Consider the following 25108-nt stretch of genomic DNA (forward strand, 5'->3'; position numbering starts at 1 on the left):
AGAACGCTTCTTTGGAAGCCTGAAGCATGACTGGCTGCTAAAAATACCACAGCCCACACGAGCGCATATGAGGAATGATGTAGCGGCGTACATGCATTATTACAACCTGGAAAGATTACATACGGCCAACGGTGATCGGTCACCGGTGGACTATGAAAACGAGCTGAGAAAAGTGTCCGGTTTTAGTTGACCAGTACAAGTTGATGGGTTACTAAGTAAGCATATTGAGTGTGCTGCTACTCTGAACGGCATGTTGACGATGCCTGAGCGCGGAGATGTTTTAGAAAAAATACAAATGGGCGATATCGGAATTCTATTGGTTTCACCCGAACAGTTCAGGAATAAAGCCTTCCGTAATGCAATCTCACAAAGACAAGTAGGCGCTTGGATTTTTGATGAGGCGCACTGCTTATCAAAATGGGGGCATGACTTCCGCCCAGATTACTTGTATGCCGCCCGCTTTATCAAAGAATTCACCCAAGACAAACCATTAGCCCCAATCGGCTGCTTTACCGCCACCGCAAAGCTTGATGTGTTAGAGGATATCCGTACCCATTTTCGAGAGATATTGAACATAGAGTTTAAGGAATTCATCGGAACGCACGAAAGAAATAACCTTTCATTTGACGTACTGCCTTGTCAAAAACATGAGAAGCAACGACTTATTCTCGAATTGCTAGACGAGCACTTGTCGACGGAGCAAGGTGGCGCTGTTGTATTCGTTTCCAGCCGAAAAAGAGCAGAAAATTTTGCTGAGTTTATCGAAAGCCAAGAATGGGGCTGCAAGCACTATCATGCTGGACTAGAACCCAACGAAAAAAAGGACATCCAAGATGCTTTCAAAGAAGGTGACTTGCAGATTATTGTCGCAACAAATGCATTTGGAATGGGTGTTGATAAAGCAGATGTTCGTCTGGTTATCCATGCAGATATACCGGGATCCTTAGAAAATTATCTACAAGAAGCAGGCCGCGCTGGCCGTGATGAACAATCTGCCAGATGTGTACTGCTCTATGATCCAGATGATATAGAAGCTCAATTCGGACTCACTGAAAGATCCCGCATTAGCTTCCGAGACATTCAGCAGATTTACCGAAAACTTAGGAATGAAAGTCGAAAGCGTGGTGAAGCGCTGGTCATAACAGCCGGTGAGATTCTTCAAGATGAGAGCGTTAACACGAGTTTTGACAGCGATGAAAGGGACTCTGAGACCAAGGTTATTACGGCAGTATCCTGGTTAGAAAGAGGTAACTATCTTAGCAGGGACTTAAACGTAACTCGGATTTTTCCTGCAAAACTCACTTTACCTGAAGAGAAGCAGAGCCCTTTACTAGACCGAGCCAACCTGTCTGTTAGAAAGCGAAAAGAACTTGAAGCTATTTTACGTTTTTTACGATATGCAGAAGATGACCAGAGAATAAGTACTGATGAACTGGTAAAGCTAACCGGTGCCACCACTGACGAGGTAATATCTGACCTTAAACAGCTTGAAACGTTAGGTATTCTCGTTAACGACTCTCAGATCACTATGTTTCTGAGATATGGCGTTTCAACACCTTCTAGTGAGCGTCTAGACGAAACACTAAAACTTGAGAAAGCACTCTTTGAACTACTATCCGAACAGGCACCTCATGCCGAAGAAGGTGATTGGCAAGACATATCTATATCTGAATTAACCAGTGAATTACGCCACCGTACTGAATTGGAAAATTTAAACCCTGTGAAGGTTTTTAATCTGCTAAAAAGCCTGTCACGTGATAGCTCTGTGCAGGGCAATCATCGAAGTACTTTCGATTTCAAAAAGCTCAATAATGACTATCTAAAGTTGCGTATCTTAGGAGGTATGACATGGCGACAAGTATCAGGCCTAGGTCAAAAGAGGCGTGAGATTGCAGATATATTACTCCGCTATTTGATTTCAACGCTACCACAGGGTATACGCAGCGCAGATGCTTTAGTGAAAACCACCTTTGGTGATCTTGAAGCGGCAATTGATACTGATTTGCTTCTAGGAAACTCAATTAAAGCCAGCCAACGCAGAAAGGCCGTTGAGCATGTGCTGTTGTATATGCACCAACAACACATACTGACACTAAACCATGGCATGACGGTAATGAGGAGAGCAATGACCATTGAGGTCAACCCTGAAAAGAACCGTTATATCAAGGATGATTTTACCAAGCTTGATGAACATTATCGCGAAAAGCTGATTCAAGTTCACGTAATGCAAGAGTATGCATCTAAAGCATTGAAGGAAATGGCTGCAGCACTCGATTTGGTGCTTAATTATTTCAGTTGGAGTAAGGATAAATTTATCCAAACCTACTTTGGCAAAAAAGAAGCCATACTTAAAAGAGCCACCAGTGAGGACTCTTGGAAAAAAATTGTTGATCCGCTAAGCAAAAATCAGCGGGACATAGTGGTTGATGACCAAGAAAAAAACAGATTGATTCTTGCGGGGCCGGGGTCAGGAAAAACAAGAGTTATTGTTCATCGAGTCGCCTATTTACTAAGGGTCCTTAGGGCTCCCGCCACGGCTATAGTTGTGTTGGCTTTCAATCGCCATGCCGCCAACGAAATTCGTGAAAGAATTCAATCACTCGTAGGAAGGGATTCTTTTGGCGTCACGGTCATGACCTATCACTCTATGGCCATGAGGCTAACCGGTGTACGCTTCAATCGTGATGAAAATGTAGATGAAGCTAGATTAGCTGCTGTTCTGGAAGATGCGATAAACATGCTTGGTGGCGGAATAAAGACGGCCCGAAGCGAAGATGATAATGATTTAAGGGAGCAAGTCTTACGTGGCTACCGATATATTTTGGTAGATGAATACCAGGATATTGATGAACTTCAATACCAGTTGATTTCAGCTTTAGCAGGCCGAAATCTTGATGATGACCAAAGGCTTTGTATCCTGGCGGTAGGCGATGACGACCAGAACATTTACTCTTTTCGAAAAACCAGTAATGAATATATCGAACGATTCCAGAATGACTACGAAGCAGATATTCACTATCTGATCGAAAACTATCGCTCTACAAAAAACATCATATCTGCATCCAACCTTCTGATAGAGAAAAACGCTGGTCGGCTTAAATATGATCACCCAATTGAAATCAATAAAGCACGAAAACACGAAGCTGCGGGTGGTGATTGGAGCAAGCTCGATCTGTGGAGAGGAGAAATTGTCTGCTTGCAACTAGCCAACGAGGATCGTGAAGAAGGGAATCTTCAGGCACAAGCCATACTACAACGGCTAACTCGGCTCATTGAGAACGGAGCTAACTGGAGCGATTGTGCCATTCTTGCGCGAACCCACAAATTCTTACAACCAATTCAAGCATAGTGTGAGCAAAATAATGTTCCTTATCATCTTTCTTCTGATAAAAATCGAGCCGTGCCCCTGACGCGACATAGAGAGTTTATTACATTGATAGACGCCTTGCAGTCAGATAACCAGCCAATACATGTGAAACAGCTACATGAACTCGTCGCTAGAAATTCCACAGAAGAAAATTGGCTCAAACTCATGTCTGAAGCGGTAACACAGTTCGGACTGGAACTTGGTGATGCTGAGTTAAAGCCAGGATCAATCATCAACTGGCTTTATGACTATTTCAGAGATTTAAGACAAAGGCCCAAATCTGGTTTGTATTTAGGTACTGTGCACTCAGCGAAAGGCTTGGAGTTTCCTCATGTCGCTGTTCTTGAAGGTGACTGGTCAGTCAGTGGTCAGCCAGTTGAAGAGGAACGCCGTCTTTATTATGTCGCAATGACACGTGCTATTAACACACTAACCCTTTGTGAATTTAAAGGAACCGACAGTCATTTCGTTAGCAGTTTGAGAACTCAGATTAAAGAAGTAGAATGGAACGGAAGCTATAAACCTGAGCTCAAAAAGACCTACCGAACACTATCACTAGCTGAGATCGATATTGGCTATCCAGGCAGTCATCACCCTACTCATGCCATTCATGATCGAATCAAAGCTGTCAAACCTGGCGACCCCTTACATTTTTCAGAGCACAACGAAATATACGATATATTAGACAAAAATGGTGCAATCCTAGGCAGAACTTCAAGAAGCTTCACCTTAACAGGCAGATTAGATTCAGCTGACATTGCAATCATCGCACATAGATTTATTGATGACGGCGACGAGCAATATCGGAGTCGTTATAAATCAGAGCGCTGGGAGATTATAGTACCTAGAGTGGTTTTAACTAAATGACTGTTAGCTTTAGTATTAAAAATCTATATCAGCATTGACCAGTAGCAGCTTGCCTCCCGAGTTTGTAGTGGCATAGTTAATTTGGACACCTAATTAGAGTGTGCTATCCCTGTGTATCAACCTAATGTAGAACCAACTGATTTTAAGATATCATACAAATCAGGGTGCATCAGGAGCTGCCAATACCAAAGACTACTGTCAGCTGAATGCATATCACAACAATCAACAATACAGAGATTCGAACGCCCCCATGAGCAGCCCTAAAAACGCGTGCCAACTCTACCAACTCCACATTGAACTTGAGGGATCATCACCCTCTATCTGGCGCAGATTGCTGCTGCCAAGTCACATTACACTGGACCAACTGCACCACGTCATTCAGCTCGTCATGGGTTGGCAGAATGCCCACCTGCATGTCTTTCAAACTAAAGATAAATGCTTTTTCACTGCACCGCAGGCATTAGATGAAGGCTTTGATAACTGGTTTGATGAAACCGGTGTATTGCTAAGTGATCTGCTGCATAGCAAGGCAAAAACCCTGTCTTATGAATATGACTTTGGCGATTCATGGGATCATCAGATCACACTGGAAAAAATGCTTCCACTGATTGGCAGTCATGATGCCGATATCCTGTGCCTTGCCGGTGAGAACGCCTGTCCACCAGAAGATTGCGGCGGACTTCCTGGTTATGAAAATCTTATTGAAATTCTTAAAGACCCTACAGACTCAGAATATGAAGAGACAGTGAACTGGTTAGGTGTTGAAGACTTTGATCCAGCCTATTTTGCTAGTGAGCTTTGTAATACCCGTCTACAGATGATGCTGGAATACAGCCCACTGTTAATTCACGACGAGATTTACGAAAACTTTCTCGATGTAAAAGAAGAGCTGGATCAGCTACTGCCCACCCTGTCTAAAAAAGATCCATGGCAAGCTCAAGCCATTATTGACCAGTTTTTGATGGACTCGCTCGAACAAGAGATGTCATCAAGTGGCGAGCTACCCATGTCCCCTGATCAGTTACATCAACTGCTCTACTCGCCTTTTGATGCTCCGAATGTGATTCAATTTAATTCCAGTGCAGCGACCCTGGAAAACGCACCTATTCTGGCCATTTTTAAAGTATTGGCAGAAGCAGCTCAACACAAAGGGATCAAACTGACTCAACGCGGTAACTTACCCTTGAAAGTAACCCGGCAGATGATGAGTGCAATCCCGGCAGACCTGACTTACGGCAAATTTGTATGGGAGCACAACATTCGCTCTGAGGAAGAGGTCTATCCCGTTCATTTCACGCGTATTCTGGCAAGCCTGGCGGGCTTCTGCCGAATTCAAAAAGGCACGCTACTGCTGACGGCCAAAGGACGAAAGGTACTTGAGAAGGAGCAATGGGACCTGTGTTTTCATGAACTGATGCGAGCTGTCTTTACCCAGTTTAACTGGGCGTATATTGACCAATACCCAGAGCTACACATGATACGCTCAACAAGTTGGATGATGCTGTATCTACTTGGAAAAGATGATCTTGAAATACCCAGTGAAATAGCCGCTGAAGCAGTACTAACCATCTTTCCTATGCTGGTTGATGACGTGCCTGCCAGTGAACTTGCCCACTTCTCTGCTGAAGAGGTCGTCATCTATGCTATGTCAAGCCGCTGGCTAGCATTGCTGGGCTTGACTGGGCTGATCAACTATACCGAACTCGAAACAGCTGAATCTTTCAATGATGAGTATATGATCAAGCTGAGTGTTTTGGGTGGAGAATATCTCTGTTGGATAATAGAGTGAATTGACCTGAAACAGATCTACGGGAGACTTAGCGCTATGACGAACCTGTGTTTTACTTATACCCGTATCTTGCTCCGGGAAACCCACATGATATGCTTGACATATTCTGATTAATTTTTATACTAGCATATACAAGCAATATGCTCTGGAGCATGTTTATGAAAACAGTCGCATTATTTATTAATGGTCGTAGTCAGGCAGTCCGAATTCCAAAAGAGTTTGAATTTGAAGGTGTTGCAGAGGTTGAGATTAGCCGCGAGGGTGACGCGCTGGTATTGCGTCCAGCCCGTAAAACGTGGACTAGCTTTGCTGATATACCTTTGGCTGATTCCGACTTTCTGGTAGACCGCACCGACGTTATTGAAGATGGGCGGGTTGTGCTTTGAAAAAAGTATATATGCTCGATACCAATATTTGCTCGTTTATCATGCGCGAGAAGCCTGCAACACTGTTAAAAGTGCTTCAAGGCCATGTTGAAAATAAAGACCGACTTGTTATTTCGGCAATCACTTATGCAGAGCTTCGCTTTGGTGCTATCGGTAAAAAGGCCTCGCCGAAACATAATATGATTATTGACCAGTTCATGGAGCGAGTTGACGCAGTTTTACCTTGGGATAAGGCCGCTGTAGAAGCCACCGCAGCTATAAAATGCTATTTGACCGAACGTGGCACCCCCATAGGTGCAAATGATACGGCAATTGCTGGTAATACAGTTGCCGTTGGCTGTGTGCTGGTGACGAACAATACACGCGAATTTGAACGCGTGCCGAACCTGCTTATTCAAGACTGGTCCGCGTAGGAAAGAACGGTTGCAAGCCGCCTTCGAAGAGCATGATCAGCGTGTCACCAACACATGATAGATTACCCAAATCCAAGCAAGCCGCCGTCACACACTAGAGACGCTGATAGTTATAAGTCTTTTAGTAAAACCCATTCCAGATGTTTTCTGACTCAATTAGCTCTACAAATTTTGCTGCAGTAAAGCCATTGCTATACATACTCTCTTTTGGCGCTTGGTCGATATCTTCAACAACTCTTAATAGATGCTTTTCGTCACGCAGCACCACCTCCATCACCTCACGAGATACTACCAAGAAATCATCAATTATTTGTCCATCAAGCTCAATTGAGGTATCGACAATCCAGCAGTGGATATCGAAATCTTCACTGGCTGGATCGAGTTGTAACTCTTTTGCTAGTGTTGGATCTTCTTTGATGGCGGTTTTGATTGCTTCTTGCTTTCTAGCAAGCTGCCAAGCAGCTTTACGAATCGTATTGGCCTTGTGAAGCCACACTTCTCGTTCGCTGCTTCGAATGTAACCCGACTTCACTTCTAAGATAAGAACCACGCCATCTAGGTGACAGATCAGATCGACTTCACCAGGATCATCTTCTGCTTTTTGTGGTTGGTAACCTACCACAACATTAAAGCCTTTGTCTTGAAGGGCAATTGCCAGCTGCTGTTCAACTTGTCTGGTTTCCGCCTGTACCTCAGATCGTCTTGCTCCGAGTCGTCTTAGGTTATTAACGGCAGCAGTCAGATTATTTTGTTGGCCATTTACCCATGGAAACTGAAAATTGAAGTCACCAATCCGGTAAAAGGGTCGCTCAGTGATTCTTGGCGTGACTCCCTGATGCGACTCATTAGCACTTGAAAAGCTCTTTAGGTCATAGGTCCAAAACTTAAGTATGGAACGTGCGAAGTCTAAATCGCCATTGGGGTACTGATTACATACCGTCCAGCCTTTAATTTTTTTCGCTTTTTCCAGTGGTGTAGACCATGTCATGGGAAAACGGTTTTCACCACTCATTAGGCCTTCAAACGCTATTAATGAGAGGGCTTCAACTGTTGATGATGTTTGCGTTCTAGCTTCTTTTAATGCTTCGATAAAGTCAGTTTGAAAGAAAATTGAAATCAATTCACTTGCTAGCATCAGTTGCAGCAAAGGAACTTTATTTCCATCCTCAACAGTGACCTCCTCGGCTAATCCGTAAATGGTCTGTAGCTGGATCTTGCTTCGTATTGCTTTGATATAGGCATATTGATTCAATTCATGGTTCTCAGCAGAGCCAATCCGCTGAAAAAGAAGATCACTATCCATAAATGCCAAAGTGGCACGGTTCATCCAATACAACCATAGCAGGTTAGATTTCTTCTCTGTTTGCTCCCACTTTTTTTGTCCTGTATCGGTAACGTTATAAATGACCGACTCGCCCGGAACCATTTGATAAGCACAATTTGGATCAAACCTAAACCAGTCTATAGAAGACTCGTAATCAAGACGTTCTGATGTCGCAGTAACAAGCACAGCAAGCGCAGAAAGCTTTCGCTCACACAACCCTCTTGATCCCGATTTAGTGGGGAACAACATGGGAGACAGATGCTTTTTTAGAGATTTACCTAGAATCGACTCGGTCAGGTAAAAATCCTTTGAAGTGCAAACGGCTAGTTTTCTGGTGATAATGCGATCATATACATACCAACGATGCTGTGAACGGCTGGTCGATTCATCTTCAAAGATATCGTCAGATGCTAATACACTCATATATGATAATAACTCTATCAAACTGAGTGATTTCAACTCTGACTCTGCCTTATCTATCAATTCATCAAAAGGCTCGAGCTGTTCCAGCAGTCTGTCACAAACAAAGAAAAATACTTGCCATTCTTGGTTGGTTAGCACTTTACGAAGGTACTGCCATAGTTTTGATGTTTGGTTCTCAAACAAGCCGGAATAGCGGATAGCCTGCGTATTCCAGACCAAGGTTGCCACTGATTCCAGACGAAGCCTGCCATCCATTCCACGCGAAAGCTGCCACTGATTCCACAGCAAAGCTGCCACCCTGGCAGGCTGTCTGAATCACTTCATCCAAGCTGCACGACGCGGGATAACTTAACGGTATTCTGTCCCTTTTCATTCGGAGATGGGTCAGATGCCAGCAAAGAGGTTATCCATGCGTAAAATCAAAGAAGTTCTTCGACTTAAATGGATTAACGGGCTGAGTAATCGGCAAATTGCGGCGACCTGTGGTATCAGCCGTCCTACTGTGAGTGAGTACCTTCGCCGTACTGCCGACGCTGGCCTGAGCTGGCCACTACCTGACGATCTGGACGACAGCCAGTTAGAGCGTAAGCTGTTTCCACCGCCACCCAATTTGCCTGCCCAACTTCGGGGTATTCCTGACTGGAGTCACATTAACTACGAAATTCGACACAATAAAAACCTGACCCTGTTCTTGTTATGGCAGGAATATCGGCAATCAAATCCAGAGGGTTATCAGTACAGTTGGTTCTGCGAGCACTATAGAGATTGGCAAAGCAAGCTGGATTGGGTGATGCGTCAGGATCATCGGGCAGGAGAAAAACTGTTCGTGGACTATGCAGGCCAGACAGTGCCCATCATTGACCGAACCACAGGCGAAATCCATGCAGCTCAGATCTTTGTCGCCGTGCTGGGTGCTTCAAATTACACCTATGCAGAGGCCACTTGGAGCCAAACACTACCGGACTGGATTGGTTCTCATATCCGGACGTTTGCATTCCTGGGCGGCGTACCAGAACTCGTGGTACCGGATAATTTGAAATCTGGCGTCAACAAAGCACATCGTTACGAGCCTGACCTTAACCCAACCTATCAAGATATGGCGTCCCACTATGGCGTTGCTATTGTGCCGACGCGTGTTCGCAAACCGCGTGACAAAGCTAAAGTCGAAGGCGGTGTGCTGATTGTAGAGCGCTGGATACTGGCAGCGCTACGTCACCGACAGCACTTCTCTCTGGGGCAGTTGAATGCGACCATCCGAGAACTGCTGAAGAAGCTCAATGCACGCCCCTTTCGAAAGCTACCCGGTTGTAGAGCCGAGCACTTCGAGCAGTTGGATAAACCTGCATTACAGCCCTTGCCAGCTGAGCACTACGTCTATGCTGAGTGGAAAAAGGCTCGGGTCAACATAGACTACCACGTAGCCGTAGAAGGTCATTACTACTCAGTCCCCTACACCCTGATCAAGAAAGAGGTACAGGTACGACTCACCCACAATACCCTTGAGTGCTTTTATAAGGGTAACCGCATCGCGAGCCATTGCCGTTCTGATCAAAAAGGACGACACACCACGGTACCTGCGCATATGCCTGAATCCCATCGCCAAGCCGGTGAGTGGACATCAGAGCGTTTGATCTCTTGGGCAACCAATACGGGACCTGGAACTGAATCTCTCATCCGCAAAGCCTTAAGTGCTCGCAAGCACCCACAACAAGCATTCCGCTCATGTTTAGGCATTCTACGTCTTGGAAAAGCCTATGGAGATGAGCGCTTAGAAGCTGCTTGCCGACGTGCACTCCTACTGGGAAGCTGCCGTTACAAGAGTATCGAGTCTATCCTCAAGCACCGTCTAGATGAGCTGCCGTTAGAAGAGCAACAAGAGCTGGCTTTACCCGATACACACGACAATATCCGTGGCCCAGCCTATTACAATTAAAGGAATCTGACATGCTTAAACATCCTACTCTAGATAAGCTCCATAGCCTTAAACTCACCGGTATGGCTGCTGCATTCACTGACCAATCGTCAGCACCTGACATCAATGAATTGAGCTTTGAAGAGCGCCTTGGTCTGATGGTTGATCGTGAGATGACCGAACGAGACAACCGGCGTATGACGACTCGGCTGCGCCAAGCGAAGCTGAAACATAACGCTGCATTAGAGGATATAGACTACCGCGCTGCACGTGGTCTAGATAAAGGACTCGTCCAATCATTAGCCGCGTGCCAATGGGTAAAGGAGCATCTTAACGTGCTGATCACGGGGCCAACTGGGGTAGGAAAAACCTGGTTAGCCTGCGCGCTGGCACACAAAGCATGCCGCGAAGGATATACCGCACAATACGTGCGCCTGACTCATCTACTGCGGGAGATGACGATTGCTAAAGGCGATGGCCAGTATCCCAAGCTTCTAGCCAATCTTGCCAAAGTTGATGTGTTAATCCTGGATGACTGGGGACTCATGAAGCTGAGTGCTGAGAACAGAAGAGACTTGCTTGAGGTACTTGAGGATAGGCATGGTCGGCGTGCAACCATAGCTACCAGCCAACTCCCAATAGAGCAGTGGCATGATGTTATAGGTGATGCAACGCTTGCTGATGCGATCCTTGATAGGCTTGTACACAATGCTTACAAGATTAATCTCAGAGGGGAATCGATGAGAAAACGACAATCAAAGTTGACGCCGTCCCTTACTTAAGAGTATCAATAAAACACCCGTGTCGCTGCGCTCCGATGGGTGGCAGCTTTGCCTGGTCCGGGTGGCAGGCTTCACGTGGAATGGGTGGCAATCTTCAGCGGTTTACGCAATAGCCCATCGAAAGGTATCAGGAGTGCTTTTAGCTATTTGCAGAACAGCTGAAGCAGATACTTTTTCATGATGACCTAACACTTTACTGAGCGCTAAAGCAGCATACTTGGATTGATTGACTGATTCTGTATCCGACCAAAACTCAGATTCGATAAGACCAACAGCTCTATCAGCGTTAGTTCGATGCTTACCCGTTGGTCGTTGATTCAAGAAACGTTGCAAACAAGCGTCTAGTGCCTTTGGCTTATCATCAAGATGCTCTAATAAGCTAAGATAGGTTGATTCGTAGTATTGTTTACATTGAACCTGCTGATCCGTTTGCATGAGCATCCCTAAATTGTGTGACCTGCTAGGTTTGTCTAGAAGTAGTAGAGCTAATTTTGTTTGATTATGCCATAAATTTTCTGAGAAATTAGTCGGTTGCGGTCTTTAAACAAGCATTGGCTTAAGTCAAGAAACATGATCGACAACAGACGTAGACGCATTCATTCTTTAGTATGATTCTGTTAATCGATGTTGTGCATTTATGACAAAAAAGTGGCATCAGGGCCCAATACTATCGATTGTTAAAGAGCAAAAAGACCGCTATTTTGGCAGACATCATAATCACGTATAGCGTCGTGGAACTAATCACTGTCTGTATATTTTTTAACTATTTGGACTGAAGATGAAACAGCTAAAACGCGCACAAGGTTGTTTGATGGGGCAACTGGCAGGAGATGCACTAGGTAGTTTGGTTGAATTCCAAGATGCTCAGACTATCAGCAAAAACTATCCAAACGGTGTTCGCGAATTAGTCAGCGGAGGCACATGGAACACGCTGGCTGGACAACCGACTGATGACTCCGAAATGGCCCTCGATCTTGCAAGAATGCTTGTTAAACTAGGCCGCTACGATGATGTTGAAGCATATAATGCTTACCAGGGATGGATAGATTCAGGGCCCTTTGATTGTGGCTTAACCATCAGTGATGGTCTCAAAGGTGTACGAAATGTCGATAGCCAAGCAAATGGTGCCTTAATGCGGGTAAGCCCATTGGGTATTTTTACCGTTGAATCGACAGATGAAGAGATCATCGATTGGGCAATGCAAGATGCCGCTTTAACCCATCCTCATCAAGTATGTCAGCAAGCAAATGCTTTGTTTGTGCTAGCCATTGCCAGGACCATTCAACAAGGCCTTTCAGCAACAAATGTGTATAAACTGATTACCAGCTATGCTGATCACTTAGATGTCGACTTTGAGCTAAAGGCTGTGATCAATGATGCTGCCTTTATGGCGCCTTCGGATTATATCGATAAACAGGGTTGGGTATTAATTGCATTCCAGAATGCGCTTTGGCAACTACTTCATGCGCCTAACTTTGAAGAAGCGCTAGTCGATACGGTTGGACGAGGCGGTGACACAGACACTAATGCCGCGATCTGCGGTGCGCTTCTCGGTGCAGTTTATGGAATAGATGCCATTCCGGGGCAATGGCTTTCTTCGATATTACAGTGTCGAGCAGCTAAAGGCCTACCAGGTGTACATCGTCCCAGACCTGAACGGTATTGGCCCGTTGATGCACTTGATCTTGCTGCACAACTATTGCCTCGACAATACGAAAAGGGAGGGATTATACGATGAAAAAAACCATCGGCATTTGGTTATAGTTGTAATGCTTGAACCCCCACTTTCCCGTTTCAATGAACAACCTTGAAAAAGCCATCCAGTCACTCAAATAAACGCCGGTATCCTTTGGCTCACACGATGATTTACCCTGGTTAATTGGGGCCATGGTTGACCAGGCTGCCCTCGTTGGTGCGCTCTAATATGCACTCATGGCGACCTTTGCAACTGGCTTAACGTGCTTTATTTTCCGTTTTCTGAGACGATCCCTAAAAGGCCCATTATTATCGATCAATGCAGAAGGCCTGATAAAAGGCTAGTATGGTATTGAATACAATATGATAAAAACACAAGGAACCTACAATGGTAAAAAAACACGACCTTATCCATGAGTTTCCAGAGTTTCGTGAGCTAATTCATCAGATGAAAATGGAAAATGCACATTTTGCTAAGCTGTTTGAAGAGTACCATCAGTACGATAATGAAATACGTCTCATCGAAAACGGTGCTGAAGTGAGCAGCGATGAATATATCGAAAACCTTAAAAAGCATCGACTAAGCCTGAAAGATCAGCTATACGCTATACTGAAGCGTTCTGAAGATCAACTTGAGGTTTGAAGTCCAATGGCACGAGAACGGACTCTCAAGGGCCTATACACGCAGAAGCCTAAGGTTTTGCCCAAGCAGATCGCTTCAACACCGTAAGCTTCTGTAGAAAAATCACCTGCCAAAAAAGTTGGCGGTTATAAAGAGTTACTTACAGACTCTTCAAGTTGATAAGGGTCAGCAGCTCTATTAGATATTTCGATGCGAATAGCTGTTCGCTTTCATTCAGTACTGAATATTTGGCTACAGATTCGAGAGACACTGTCTCTCGAATTGGAAAAGCCATGTAGAATCGACGCATATCACTGTATCTCACTAACCAACAAGACCGACACAATCCGCTGCGCCGCGCCATTCCATACATAGCGGTAATGGCCACCCTGCACAGGAATTGAAGTCGCTCGTGGTGTAAACAGTGCGACACACTCTCCCCCTCATACCGAACACTGCGATAGAGCAGCCCACTACTTCCAGTTTGACGCTGTTCAAGTCCGAACTTCTGTGAGGCTGTATAATCTGTCAGATGATAGAGCGCGTCATACTGTCTGCCACGAATATCTCCCAGGGGTAACTGGATGCGGCTGATGTATTCTCGCATTGTAATTTCAGTGTCTGGTTCGCGGGTGGCGGCTAGAAACCGCTCACGGTGGTAGCGCGTTTCAGCTATGGCGACAGCCAAACAATTTCCTGCATAGTAAACTCCATAGCGCCCATCAGTGAAACGGCTGGGTTGGCCTATATGTGTAAATGCTGCCATTACAGGCGTTGAGCCTGGACCGGATATCCGCTCTGCAGCAGGTACCAGTTTTAAATCACCGGCTTCATGCCTCAACCGATCATTGGTTAACCCCTCGATCTCAAACACTATCTCCAGATCTTCTGGCTCTGCGACGGTCTCAAACAGATTGATAGGCGGGAAATGGCTGGAAACCAGACGATGTGCGCGCTGCCAGTCTGGCATTATGTGCTGCATCTTAGCCCCGCATGTAATCAAGATAGCGACGCACATCAGCAAGATTGGTCATGCTGCCTTTTAGCATAACGGACATTGCTGATTCACCATCGAAATCCCGATTGGCTTTACCTGGCCAGGCGTTAGCTTGCTCCTCTGTTGGAAACAGAATCCTTAGCGCCTTATAGATTCCCAATATATAAGAGATGCGCTCCAAAGTGTCGCGACTGATGGGCGGACCTTCAGCATTTTTCCACTTGTAGAGTGTGCTGCGTGGCGGATCACCCAACAGCACCTTTTGTTCCTGGGTGTTGAGGCCCCACTGTTCCGTAATGCGAAAAAAAGTCTTGAGCGCAACATCAGACTTACGACGCTCATCTGTGTGTATGTTCTCTTGAAATGTGGTGACCATAGTGGATACCTCTGATGACTTGCTACACCATCAAGATAGTCCACATGAAAACAAAAATCAATTTAGGTCTCTATATAGAATAACACTTAGCCGGACCTTAAACACACACCCGGTTACGCCCCTGTTTTTTTGCACGATACAAAGCTTCGTCGGCATTGCGAATAAGGTCTTGTACCGTCAGGGCTTCATTGGGTATAAGACAAGCCACACCTATGCTGATAGTCAGATGACCATGATCACTATGCGCATGCTCAATGTTTTCTTCCTCGACACGGCGCCGCAGATTCAAGCCCATCTGATGAGCTTCTTCAAGCTCTATACCCGGTAGAATCAGCATAAATTCCTCACCGCCATAGCGGGCCACCATATCAGAGGCACGATGGACGATTGAAGAAAGTAAAATAGCAACCTGGCGCAAACAATCGTCGCCAGCCTGGTGACCATAATGATCGTTATATTCCTTGAATCGATCGATATCGATCATTAAGACGGCTAGTGGTTCATTCTTTCGACGCAGTACATTCCACTCTTGCGCCAACTTGCGTTCCATCGCCATTCTATTGTACAGACCCGTCAGTGCATCCTTCTCAGAAAGTATTTTAAGTTCAGAGTTTGCCTGCTCCAGATCTGCTTGCATGGTTTTCAAGCGCTGCTGTTCCCTCTGAAGCTGCTCATTGGTATGGTTCAGTACCTGTGTTCTGCGCTCAACTGTTTCCAACAGATGATTAAAGGTCATTGCCAATGCGCCGACCTCATCCGAGCTGGTCACGACTAACCGCCGTGTATAATCTTTGTTGCTGATAGTGTCTGCTATGCTGTTTTTCAAGCGTTTGATAGGCAAGATTGTCGTGTACTGCAACCACCACCAGGTGGCAACAACTACCAGCGAACCTATGACTATGAACATCAGTATCACCGCCCTGGTAGAGGCTAAACCTATCCAGGTAAAGTGCTTATCAACCTCGGTTGTTATCAGAAAACCGCCTGCTTTGCTGGGCAGGAAGGGTTGGCGAATGCGCAAAGGAGCTGTATCTGAAGCCATAAGGTCATACTGAGGCAGAGCACTTAAGGAGGCTTGACTCATCACTTCACTGATCTCAAACTGTAAAGCAACATCTGTCTGCATTTGATCCAGCAAATTTTCTGACAAGGTTTTGCCGAAGAGCAAGTAACCTCTGGCTTCTCCTTCACCAAAGCTGTTGAAGATGGGCCGTATTGAAAAAAGTACTGGTAAGCCATCAAAGTGGAACAAGCCGCGATGAACCTGGTCGCCAACGGCTGCATTAGGGTCAACGTACTCCGCCAGCTCTATTGCCTTGGGTAAAAGCGCATCGAGTAACGTCTCGGTTCGATCAACCACTTCAGCATCCGGCTGGAACTCATAAATACCAGCCCAAAGGGCTTCTCCCTCACGATTAACAAAAAGCGCAATATTGATGCCTAAATTAACAAAGGTCTCCGGGTAGAGATTCGCTTGAATATAGCCATCATTACGATCTTGAGAAAAGGCATAGGTGTCGCTCCAGGCTGACCAGTCGTAGACGGTCGAGTCAATGTTGTTAAGCTCTAGCGAGAATCGATTGGTAATCCGGTCAATGTTAAGCTTGGCAAATTCCAGCTCCAAAAACTGAAACTCGGTATTAACTAAATAGCGCTGCAAACCAACCACTGTTGAACCTAGAATCATGGCCATGAAGACCATTGCAGTGGTTACTTTGAGAGAAATAGACACGTTAATACACCACGCTGGATAATACAATCAATGACCAGTTACTACTTATTCATGCTATAAAAATCAGTTCAGCGCGTTCGCACAAAATCCAGATTAAATGAACCTGAATATAAGAAATTATAGTAAATCTAAAAGTATTATTTTGGCTGTTTAAAACCCAAATACTCGATGGCATTTGGGTGCATAGGAAAGTAAGTGAATTTTTACTGGTCCCTATCTAATTCATACTAGAGCTTTTTTCTCGAGCCATCAACGACAACTTAAACCTACAGGATACTCCAACTGCATACTATCAGTAGGTGCGTCGACCGCTGGCAGCTTTACTCTACTTCAACGACAGCTAAAATTCTTAAATAAAAAAACCGCTTAGAATAAAATTCAAGCGGTTGTTTTATTTTCTACATTAATCAGCTGGCTCCCTCCTCTTTTTAGATTTAGCTTTAAAAAAAGGAGGGAAGCACTGGCTTAGATTTTACAAGCGTTCAAAAATGGTCGCGATTCCCTGTCCACCACCTATGCACATAGTGACAAGTGCATAGCGTCCGCCAGTTCGCTCAAGCTCGTAAAGCGCTTTGGTGGCAATAAACGCCCCGGAGCAACCGACAGGATGTCCCAGCGCAATTGCACCGCCATTAGGATTGGTTTTCTGCATATCCAGACCCAGGCCTTTAGCCACAGCCAGGGCTTGAGCCGCGAAGGCTTCATTGGACTCAATAACATCCATATCGTCCAGCGACAAACCGGCTTTTTTCAGTGCCAGGCGTGACGCAGGAATCGGGCCTTCACCCATTATTTCGTTGGATACGCCTGCCACAGCATAAGACACGATACGTGCAATAGGCTTATGTCCGGCACTGGCGGCCGCGTCTGCAGAAGCCAGCACCATAAAGGCAGCGCCATCATTAATGCCTGACGCATTGCCCGCTGTCACTGTGCCATCTTTTTTGAAGGCTGGGCGCATTTTGCCCAGACTTTCCATCGTAGTACCTGGCTTTACGTGCTCATCTGTATCAATCACGATGGGCCCTTTTCGGGTTTCAAGCGTGATCGGAACGATTTGTGACTTGAATCGCCCTTCTTCAATTGCGCGTGTCGCACGTGCGTGTGACTCTACGGCAAAGGCATCCTGCTCTTCGCGGGTGATGTCCCATTTTTCAGCCAAATTTTCCGCGGTAATGCCCATATGACCGACACCAAATGGATCATTCAGTGTGGCCACCATCATATCGATCATACTGGTATCACCCATGCGGGCACCCGAACGCATTGATGGAGACAGGTAACCACCCCGCGACATCACTTCAACGCCACCACCAATACCGTAATCACAATCGCCCAGCATAATATTCTGCGCCGTGGTCACTATGGCCTGCAGACCTGAACTGCACAGGCGGTTAACGGCCATCGCGACAGAATCCATCGGCAGGCCAGCCTGGATAGAGGCGACACGCGCCACATAGGCAAAACGAACATCTGTGGGAATACAATTACCCACAGTGACATAGTTAATCAAGTCAGCATTAACCTGCGAACGACTAACAGCCTCTTTCATCACTTGACCGGCAAGTTCATGAGGCTCTATGGAACTCAATCCGCCATTAAAGGCGCCAATGGCTGAACGGACTGCACTTAAAACAACGACTTCTCTACCCATTATAATATTCCTTTTGTTGTTATCGACATCTGACAGTTAAATCCTGATGATCATTCATCAACCCTTGTTTGAGAATAGCACAGCCTGATGCTTACCCGCCTGTTTAGCACGATATAAGGCAACATCAGCCTGTTTGAGCAGCTCCTCAGCACTTTCAGCACCATTGGCTATATGAGCAATACCGATACTCACACCAACCTCCAGGCTAACCCTACCCTGTTCATTAGCTTCAAGTTGTATCGGTGCCGAGATCGATGTGATCAGCCGCTCTGCCATACTATATGTCTGTGCCTGCTCTTCACACTGATTGAGTACCACCACGAACTCATCCCCACCCAGGCGGGCGATCAAATCCCTCTCACGTTTAACATGGCATAAGCGTTTACCGATGATCTGTAACACCTTATCGCCAACATCATGACCATAAGCGTCATTAATTGGTTTAAAGCCATCGAGATCCATCGTCATTACCGCAAAACCTATAGCATTCTCACGCCAATGCATCAGCGCATCTTCCAGATGATGTGCCAGATGCGTGCGATTGGGCAGTTCGGTCAACATGTCGTAAAAGGCAAGGCGGTGCATTGCCTGCTCATTGTGTTTTCGTTGGGTTATATCTTCCAGCGTCAGAATCGCCATCACCGGGTGGCTTTCTTCATGCAGAATAACAGAGACCTCACAAATCGCCTCACTACCATCCGGGTATCTCAGGCTGATCTCCTGCTTGTTCAACAGCTTGTCTGGAGAGGCATGTAAGGCCTTCAGCAAGTGATCCCAAGTACCAGGAATGGAGCATATTAATGAGTCCTGCACTTTGGCACCTATCGGCAAGGTGCCCATTTTACGTTCCCAGGCCTCATTAATATTTACCAGCGTCTCATTATCCAGACGAATCACCGCCGCCGGAACGGGCATCACACGCAACAGATCGAGCAAGCGATTTTTCATCATCAACACAGAATGAATCAGTGGTGCCTGCTTCTGATCTGCTGCCAGATGCCTGTCTGTGACTAAATTACCTTGCATAATGTCCTGAGCAATAGCCATCACATGCTGATCTTCATAACCTTCACGGCGAAGCCAAATCGACAAGTACGCCATCATCAGCACAAAGGGCAGAAAGTAAGCGACATGCTCCCAGAACAATAACCAGTATGCGTCACTATCGAAAACATACACCGCTATGCCCAGGGTCTGTGCATAACCCAGCACCAGATGATGCAAATAGATTACCGCCGTTGCCATCAAAATAGTGCGCCAATCACGGTAATACAACAGCACCCCGATCAGACCAAACGCCGAAAAGTGGGCCTCAATATCACCCGCATTCTGGTGAATAATTAATCCGGTAAAAACCATGAAGGCCGCCCCCATATAAAGGCGGGTAATCAGTTCACCAGGGTGCAGATAAACCAGTAGAACAGCCAGCAATAAAGTCGGCAACCCAACCAGTAAAACCGCGTACAAAGTATCGTAGAGGGGTACCAACAACAGACAAATGAGCAGTAGAAAGGCATTCATCCCCACCATAATACGATCAGCCCGTACGCGGTATGGATGGAGGAGCGTATCGAAACGCGCTTCATGGACAAACCAGTTACCAAGAAACATCATCAGAAGTTACTCATACAGAACATCCCGCGTTCTGCACTTTCATAGGCGAAATAGCCAAGGGCTACCAGCGAGTAGCACAACCAGACACTGACCCAGACAACCGGTCGTTTCCACCGGGCTCTGACTGAACTATCGGCTTGCAATATTAAACACCTTCTCATTTATATTTATTACTAATATTTAAAATAATTATATCACCAGATGTTTTGTGAGTGCATGGCTATAAATACAATTTACGCTATTACCGGTCAGTATAAGTTAAGCGTTCGATAGACAAACAACCCCAACCACTCATGTAAAGCCTGAGCACTTTGACGAAAGTAGTAGGCCGTTGGTAACCACCTTACCAGCCCCTCGGGGGGTGGCGTAGTAAACTGGATAGGTGCAGGCAGCACCTGTAAACCCTGCGCTTCAAATACTGGAACTGCCCGATGCAGATGCCAGGCCTGACTAACCAACACAATCTGTGACAAACCGGCTTCCCGAAGTATTTCAGCCGAGTAAGCGGCATTCTCATAGGTATTGCGGCTACGATCTTCAACCCATTCGGCATTCAGATCAAAACCTGCGTTGAGCAACCACTGCATCAACTCGGCTTCACTATAATGTTCTCCATAAACCCGCCCGCCCGTGAGCAGTATAGGCAAGCCAGTCTCCCGTTGCAGAAATGCCGAGTAAGCCAGCCGGCTGATTGTCTGCTCACTGGGTGCATCCGGCCAGCCGTACTCAGCACCATCAAAAGCACGCCCACCTCCCAGCACAACAATCACGTCAGCAGAACTCACTGATTCCAGACTGACGGGCGGAAAATGTTCCAGGGATTGCTGCAATGAATAACTGACAACCGGCAGCCCCAGCAACCAAAGTGATAGCCCCGCTGCTAACACGAACAAGCCACCGACAAAACGCCGACCCAGCCAGATCAATAACAGTCCAAACAGAACAGCTAATGCCTGTATCGCCGGAGGTAACAACAGGTATTTAAGTAAATTAAGCATCATTCCTTGCAGCCTCAGTAATAGGACCCCTTGCTAACAACACAGCCAACATGGCAAATATCAGCATACCCAGCAGCAGTAGCTGGAAACTGGCGCCAAAATCTATTAACACGCCAAGCAGCGCCGGTGCAATAGCGGTTGAAAAAACCATGCAGGCAGATTTAACCGAACGTACGCGGCCCAAATGCTGACTCCCCCAAAGGCTGACCAGCAAACTGTCCAGAATGGGGCCCTGCATTCCCAAAGCAAATCCCGCACTTGTCATCAGTAACCAAATACCGATATTGCCCTCAAACCACAAGGCCGCTGCCAGACCCGCTATAAAGGGGAACAGATACAATCGAGCCAACAGAGCAACACCCAGCTTGTCCACCCAGCGTCCACCCAATAAAGCTCCCGGAAAGCGTGAAAGACCCATACCGGTCAAGGCCAATGCATAGGTTGCCGTACTGGCATTCAGATCAGCGGTAAGTTGCGACTGGTAAATAAAAATACCGGTCATAATAATAGGAATCGCCAAGAGTAAGGGTAACAACATCCAGAAGCGTAATTCCCGAAATGGATTGGGCCCTGTTGCAACCTGCCCCTTCACTGGTCGTTGTTGTGGTGCTGCAGGCCAGGGACAAGCCACGAAAGCCCACCCCCATAATACAATCAGCACTCCCAGCAGCAACCACCAAAGTTGCTGCCAACCCAACCAGATTAATAACAGCGCGACCAGTGGAGGCAACAGAATTTCGCCAGCGGGCATCCCCAGATTCACCAACCCAAGCGCCTTACCCCGATTGAGTGTAAATTCACGCGCCGCCAATGTGCTCCCCAAGTGAGTCATCAGTCCCTGGCCGCATAAGCGTAATAAAACCAAACCTAAAAAAGCCAGCCACCACCAAGGGGCAAGCGTTAGCATCAGCACACCGACAGCTAACCCCAGCAAGACAGCCAGGGCATAACGGCGTGGTTGCACCCAGTCAATTGACGGCCCAAAGCGCAGCACCAGGAAACCACTGATTAGGGTAACAGCCGCATAGAGGCCACCGAAGCCCCCCGCCGATAAATCCAGTTGCTCACTCAAGGGTTGCTGAAACAGTCCAATGAAAAAACTTTGTCCGAAATTTCCGGAAAACACCGCCAAAAAGGCCAATGCCAGTAACCCTGTTTGCTCACGCATCAACCTGATATAACTGCTTTGCGCAACTCGCATCAACTTTATTTATCCTCTTTCTCATGGCCTGCAAGCACTAAAATCGGTTATGTTACGCCTTTTTGCTCAGCTTACCAGCAAGCCCAAATACTGGTGGGTAAACTCTTTGCTTCTATTTTCAGGATTTAAATCATGTCATTAAGTCAACGTCCGGCGTCCTGGGTGATGATTTTTTTACCCTTTGCTCTGGGCTACTATCTTTCCTACCTGCTAAGAACAGTGAATGCGGTCATTTCGCCAGAACTGACACAAGACCTGTCCCTGTCGGCGGCAGATCTTGGCTTGCTGACCAGTGCTTATTTCCTGACCTTTGGTATGGCACAGATTCCACTGGGTATTGCACTGGATCGTTACGGCCCCAAACGCGTTCTGGGTAGCTTATTACTGCTGGCAGCCGTGGGCTCAGCCGCCTTTGCCATGGGAGACTCACTGGGACAACTAACCCTGGCGCGTGGACTGATAGGTTTGGGGGTTTCAGCCTGCCTGATGGCTGGTCTGAAAGGTTTCGCCATGTGGTACCCGGCTGAACGCCAAAGCTCAATGACAGGCTATATTATGGCAGCAGGTGCCTTGGGTGCTTTAACAGCCAGCACGCCCATGGAAGCCATGCTTCCCTTTCTCGGATGGCGGGGCGTTTTCTGGCTGATAGCAGGTCTTGCCACCGCACTGTCTGTGTTTGTCTTTTTCGCCCTACCCGGCGATGTACAGCAGACCTCGCGCGAATCGCTGGGCACGACACTAAAATCTGTTGCCAAAATTTTTATTGCACCGGATTTTCTGCGCTTTGCCGGCTCTGCCACCTTTTTCACCGGTGGTTTTATGGCTATGCAAAGCCTCTGGGCCGTTCCCTGGCTGATGAATGTAAACGGCTTACCGCTGAACCAGGCAGCCAGCTACTTGATGATCCTTAACCTCGGCATGCTCACAGGGCAGCTATCAGTTGGCCTGTTTGGTACCAGACTAAGCCAACGCGGTGTCACACCACTTAACGTTATGCAGATCGGCTACGGCCTGATGCTGATTGTTCAGGGATTGATACTCACCGGCTGGGGGCCCATTCTGGTTTTCTGGTTCTTACTCGGTGTTTTATCTGCAGCGAATGCACAAACCTACATTGCCACCGCGGCTAACTTCCCTAAATCCGCTTTCGGACGTGTCAGTACAGCCATCAATCTGATGGCCTTCGCTGGCGCTTTTATCGTGCAGTGGGGATTGGGCATCGCCTTGGATTTACTGCAGCAAAACGGGGCTTCTGTGCCCGGATCACTGCGCATGGCATTTGCCGGACTTATAGTGTTGCAAATTCTAAGCTTTGTACCACTCATGATGAAAACCGGAAAGAAAATCAAACCAGAATAAACGACTTAATCCTGACCCGGCTCAAACGGCTTGATGGCGCTGAAATGAAAATCAGAGTCCATCTCGCGACGCATAATAAACTGAGCTAAGACTATAACCGGATCGAGCTGATCCAGTGCGGCAAAATTCAACTCTGAAAAAGCCTGCCGCTGAACCCGTACAGATAGCAGATATTCATCCTGCTCAAACCCTGTTTGCTGATTAGTACGCTGGGTGTAACCGGAAATAATGATTTCATCAATTGCTGGCAGACTGGCAAGCAATACCCCCAGCAACCTAAAGACAACACCGTGGGTGTAGCGAGCATATTCCTGGTCGCGCTGAGCCTCTGATTTAGATTTCAATTGCAGACTCTGTCCACCACTAGCGACTTGAGCGCTTTTCAGTGGTATTGAATCAACAACAGGAAGATCCAGGTCCAGCCATACCTGTTTGCGATCCAGATCCAGTTGAAAATCTACCAGCGTTTCACGAGGCCAGTCCAACTGTTCAAGTTCCGCAATCAGTACTTCAGTCATCAGCCCTTCATCAGTCATTAACAAGGTGACAAACTGCTCGGCATACACAGACTGCTCTGTGTCATGCGCCGCTTTACGCGCTTTCCATACCGATGTGTAGGCTTTGTAACGCTGCCTGGCACGATCAGCCGCTGATCTTGCCTGATGCGTTTCCGCTTTCCAGCGCAACTTGGCTGTCTGCCACTCATGCACGGCCTGCTGATGTGCCCGAACCAATTGTTGCTGCCGTCCAGGAATCAGACGGTGCCATAAACGCACAGCGGGTGGCTGCGGATACACAGGCTCAGCCGGAAGCTTTAATAGATCTGGACGCAAGGGTTCAGGGTCAGGAAATGCAGCGGGCAAATAACAAGGTACTTTGGTATCAACAGCAGGAGCTTCCTGATACAGATCGATATATTCTGCTATATCACCATTAATCAGTGCAGCCTGCTCATCCAGCCAACCTCGCAGCAACTGCGGATGCGCATCCCATAAAGTAGACATTTCTTCATCGGTTAACTGACGGCCATCGAGCAGCATCAACTGCAACCCACCCTGATCACTCAGAGTCACCCTTAATTGTTTCGGGTCAATACGGAGACTTTTGAATTGTCCAGTTTCAGCCGTGTAAAGCAACTCTCGCTGTTTCTGTTGCTGTTTCCGCTGAAATGCACGGTGCTGATGGGCTCGAGAGTTATCAAAACGGGTGCGATACGTCAGGCCAGCACTGGGCATAGTAATATTGCCATACAGCGATTGATCATGATCATAGAGCGCTTGGGCTCTTACTGTGTCGGAAAGAGTAATACCCCGCTTTCCGCTCTTCAAGCGAACGCCCGGTACAACCCGGATAGAATGACGAAATCGAAATGCCAACGCTTTATCCTTATGACCATAACTCAGGCCAATCACTTTGCCAGCCCCAGGGTTACAGAGCAAGCGCTATACAACTAAATAACCATCGCTGGTATACAAATCTAAGCATCCAACGCTTGTTCCAGATCAATAACTCCAGAGTTTATACACCCTAGTATACTAGCTTTGCTCTAGAGCAACATTTGTACCTTGCCATGTTTAAACAGGTACATGCGAATTTT

General features: G+C 46.7%; 22 protein-coding genes and 1 pseudogene. 12 read left to right on the forward strand and 11 right to left on the reverse strand.

The genetic code is table 11. The features are described 5' to 3' along the window. From LH51_RS17735 to LH51_RS17755, 7 genes and pseudogenes are all read left to right on the forward strand, one after another. The coding region (locus LH51_RS17735) for an IS3 family transposase (protein WP_036524848.1) at window positions 1-190 on the forward strand (190 nt) is incomplete at its 5' end. 18 nt (window positions 191-208) lie between these two features. Beyond that, window positions 209-1036, forward strand: a pseudogene (locus LH51_RS23760) (RecQ family ATP-dependent DNA helicase); the annotation flags it as partial. A gap of 1221 nt (window positions 1037-2257) precedes the next feature. Then, entirely contained in the window at window positions 2258-3349 is a 1092-nt protein-coding gene (locus tag LH51_RS23765; RefSeq protein ID WP_268746604.1) for a UvrD-helicase domain-containing protein, read from the forward strand. 183 nt (window positions 3350-3532) lie between these two features. Next, window positions 3533-4234, forward strand: a complete 702-nt coding sequence (locus LH51_RS19630) for a 3'-5' exonuclease (RefSeq protein WP_160173760.1) — start codon at window positions 3533-3535, stop codon at window positions 4232-4234. 250 nt (window positions 4235-4484) lie between these two features. Further along, a complete protein-coding gene (locus LH51_RS19635; protein WP_081960895.1) occupies window positions 4485-6023 on the forward strand; it encodes a plasmid pRiA4b ORF-3 family protein in 1539 nt (512 codons plus the stop codon). A 158-nt stretch (window positions 6024-6181) separates the two neighbouring features. Next, entirely contained in the window at window positions 6182-6409 is a 228-nt protein-coding gene (vapB, locus tag LH51_RS17750) for a type II toxin-antitoxin system VapB family antitoxin (protein ID WP_036524851.1), read from the forward strand. Beyond that, window positions 6406-6822 carry a type II toxin-antitoxin system VapC family toxin gene (locus LH51_RS17755; RefSeq protein ID WP_235263815.1) on the forward strand — a complete coding sequence of 139 codons (417 nt, stop codon included), beginning with the start codon at window positions 6406-6408 and terminating at the stop codon, window positions 6820-6822. Before vapB ends, LH51_RS17755 begins: the two co-directional genes overlap by 4 nt. 121 nt (window positions 6823-6943) lie before the next feature. Here LH51_RS17755 and LH51_RS17760 read toward each other — a convergent pair whose 3' ends face one another. Continuing rightward, window positions 6944-8857 (reverse strand): nuclease-related domain-containing protein, encoded by a 1914-nt coding sequence (locus LH51_RS17760; RefSeq protein ID WP_036524936.1) that lies wholly within the window; start codon window positions 8855-8857, stop codon window positions 6944-6946. Between the two features lie 100 nt (window positions 8858-8957). On the opposite strand from LH51_RS17760, the gene istA reads away from it, so the two are divergent. Both istA and istB read left to right on the forward strand, forming a co-directional pair. Beyond that, window positions 8958-10502 (forward strand): IS21 family transposase, encoded by a 1545-nt coding sequence (istA, locus tag LH51_RS17765; RefSeq protein WP_036521513.1) that lies wholly within the window; start codon window positions 8958-8960, stop codon window positions 10500-10502. An 11-nt stretch (window positions 10503-10513) separates the two neighbouring features. After that, window positions 10514-11263, forward strand: coding sequence for an IS21-like element helper ATPase IstB (gene istB, locus LH51_RS17770; protein ID WP_036521451.1), 750 nt, complete (start codon window positions 10514-10516; stop codon window positions 11261-11263). 102 nt (window positions 11264-11365) lie between these two features. On the opposite strand, the gene LH51_RS17775 is transcribed toward istB, so the two are convergent. Then, window positions 11366-11698, reverse strand: coding sequence for a hypothetical protein (locus tag LH51_RS17775; RefSeq protein WP_036524854.1), 333 nt, complete (start codon window positions 11696-11698; stop codon window positions 11366-11368). Between the two features lie 343 nt (window positions 11699-12041). Between LH51_RS17775 and LH51_RS17780 the strand changes: the two genes are divergently transcribed. After that, complete coding sequence (locus LH51_RS17780; protein WP_036524858.1) at window positions 12042-13001, forward strand: ADP-ribosylglycohydrolase family protein; 960 nt, start codon at window positions 12042-12044, stop codon at window positions 12999-13001. Between the two features lie 345 nt (window positions 13002-13346). Continuing rightward, window positions 13347-13601, forward strand: a complete 255-nt coding sequence (locus tag LH51_RS17785) for a YdcH family protein (protein WP_036524861.1) — start codon at window positions 13347-13349, stop codon at window positions 13599-13601. Between the two features lie 139 nt (window positions 13602-13740). Here the strand turns inward: LH51_RS17785 and LH51_RS17790 are convergent, their stop codons facing one another. The 8 genes from LH51_RS17790 to LH51_RS17820 form a co-directional block, all read right to left on the reverse strand. Then, the gene (locus tag LH51_RS17790; RefSeq protein WP_200882061.1) at window positions 13741-14550 is read right to left on the reverse strand and encodes an RES family NAD+ phosphorylase; all 810 of its coding nucleotides are present in this window, start codon (window positions 14548-14550) and stop codon (window positions 13741-13743) included. A 13-nt stretch (window positions 14551-14563) separates the two neighbouring features. Continuing rightward, on the reverse strand, window positions 14564-14953 hold the full coding sequence (locus LH51_RS17795; RefSeq protein ID WP_036524864.1) for an MbcA/ParS/Xre antitoxin family protein: 390 nt from the start codon (window positions 14951-14953) through the stop codon (window positions 14564-14566). A gap of 97 nt (window positions 14954-15050) precedes the next feature. After that, window positions 15051-16685: a sensor domain-containing diguanylate cyclase gene (locus tag LH51_RS19640; protein ID WP_081960896.1), complete on the reverse strand. Its 1635-nt coding sequence runs from the start codon at window positions 16683-16685 to the stop codon at window positions 15051-15053. 472 nt (window positions 16686-17157) lie between these two features. Beyond that, window positions 17158-18339 carry an acetyl-CoA C-acyltransferase family protein gene (locus tag LH51_RS17805; protein WP_036524867.1) on the reverse strand — a complete coding sequence of 394 codons (1182 nt, stop codon included), beginning with the start codon at window positions 18337-18339 and terminating at the stop codon, window positions 17158-17160. 57 nt (window positions 18340-18396) lie between these two features. Beyond that, a complete protein-coding gene (locus LH51_RS19645) occupies window positions 18397-19953 on the reverse strand; it encodes a sensor domain-containing diguanylate cyclase (protein WP_052063919.1) in 1557 nt (518 codons plus the stop codon). Then, the gene (locus LH51_RS20950) at window positions 19953-20096 is read right to left on the reverse strand and encodes a hypothetical protein (protein WP_160173761.1); all 144 of its coding nucleotides are present in this window, start codon (window positions 20094-20096) and stop codon (window positions 19953-19955) included. Before LH51_RS20950 ends, LH51_RS19645 begins: the two co-directional genes overlap by 1 nt. A gap of 105 nt (window positions 20097-20201) precedes the next feature. Beyond that, a complete protein-coding gene (locus LH51_RS17815) occupies window positions 20202-20954 on the reverse strand; it encodes a YdcF family protein (protein ID WP_052063920.1) in 753 nt (250 codons plus the stop codon). Beyond that, on the reverse strand, window positions 20944-22152 hold the full coding sequence (locus tag LH51_RS17820; RefSeq protein WP_036524870.1) for an MFS transporter: 1209 nt from the start codon (window positions 22150-22152) through the stop codon (window positions 20944-20946). The genes LH51_RS17815 and LH51_RS17820 overlap by 11 nt, the downstream gene beginning before the upstream one ends. 132 nt (window positions 22153-22284) lie before the next feature. On the opposite strand from LH51_RS17820, the gene LH51_RS17825 reads away from it, so the two are divergent. After that, window positions 22285-23511, forward strand: coding sequence for an MFS transporter (locus LH51_RS17825; protein ID WP_036524873.1), 1227 nt, complete (start codon window positions 22285-22287; stop codon window positions 23509-23511). Window positions 23512-23516: 5 nt separating this feature from the next. Here LH51_RS17825 and LH51_RS19650 read toward each other — a convergent pair whose 3' ends face one another. After that, window positions 23517-24887 (reverse strand): DUF4236 domain-containing protein, encoded by a 1371-nt coding sequence (locus LH51_RS19650; protein WP_144244322.1) that lies wholly within the window; start codon window positions 24885-24887, stop codon window positions 23517-23519. Window positions 24888-25108: the final 221 nt, after the last annotated feature.

The sequence above is a fragment of the Nitrincola sp. A-D6 genome (assembly GCF_000764495.1).
GTDB lineage: Bacteria > Pseudomonadota > Gammaproteobacteria > Pseudomonadales > Balneatricaceae > Nitrincola.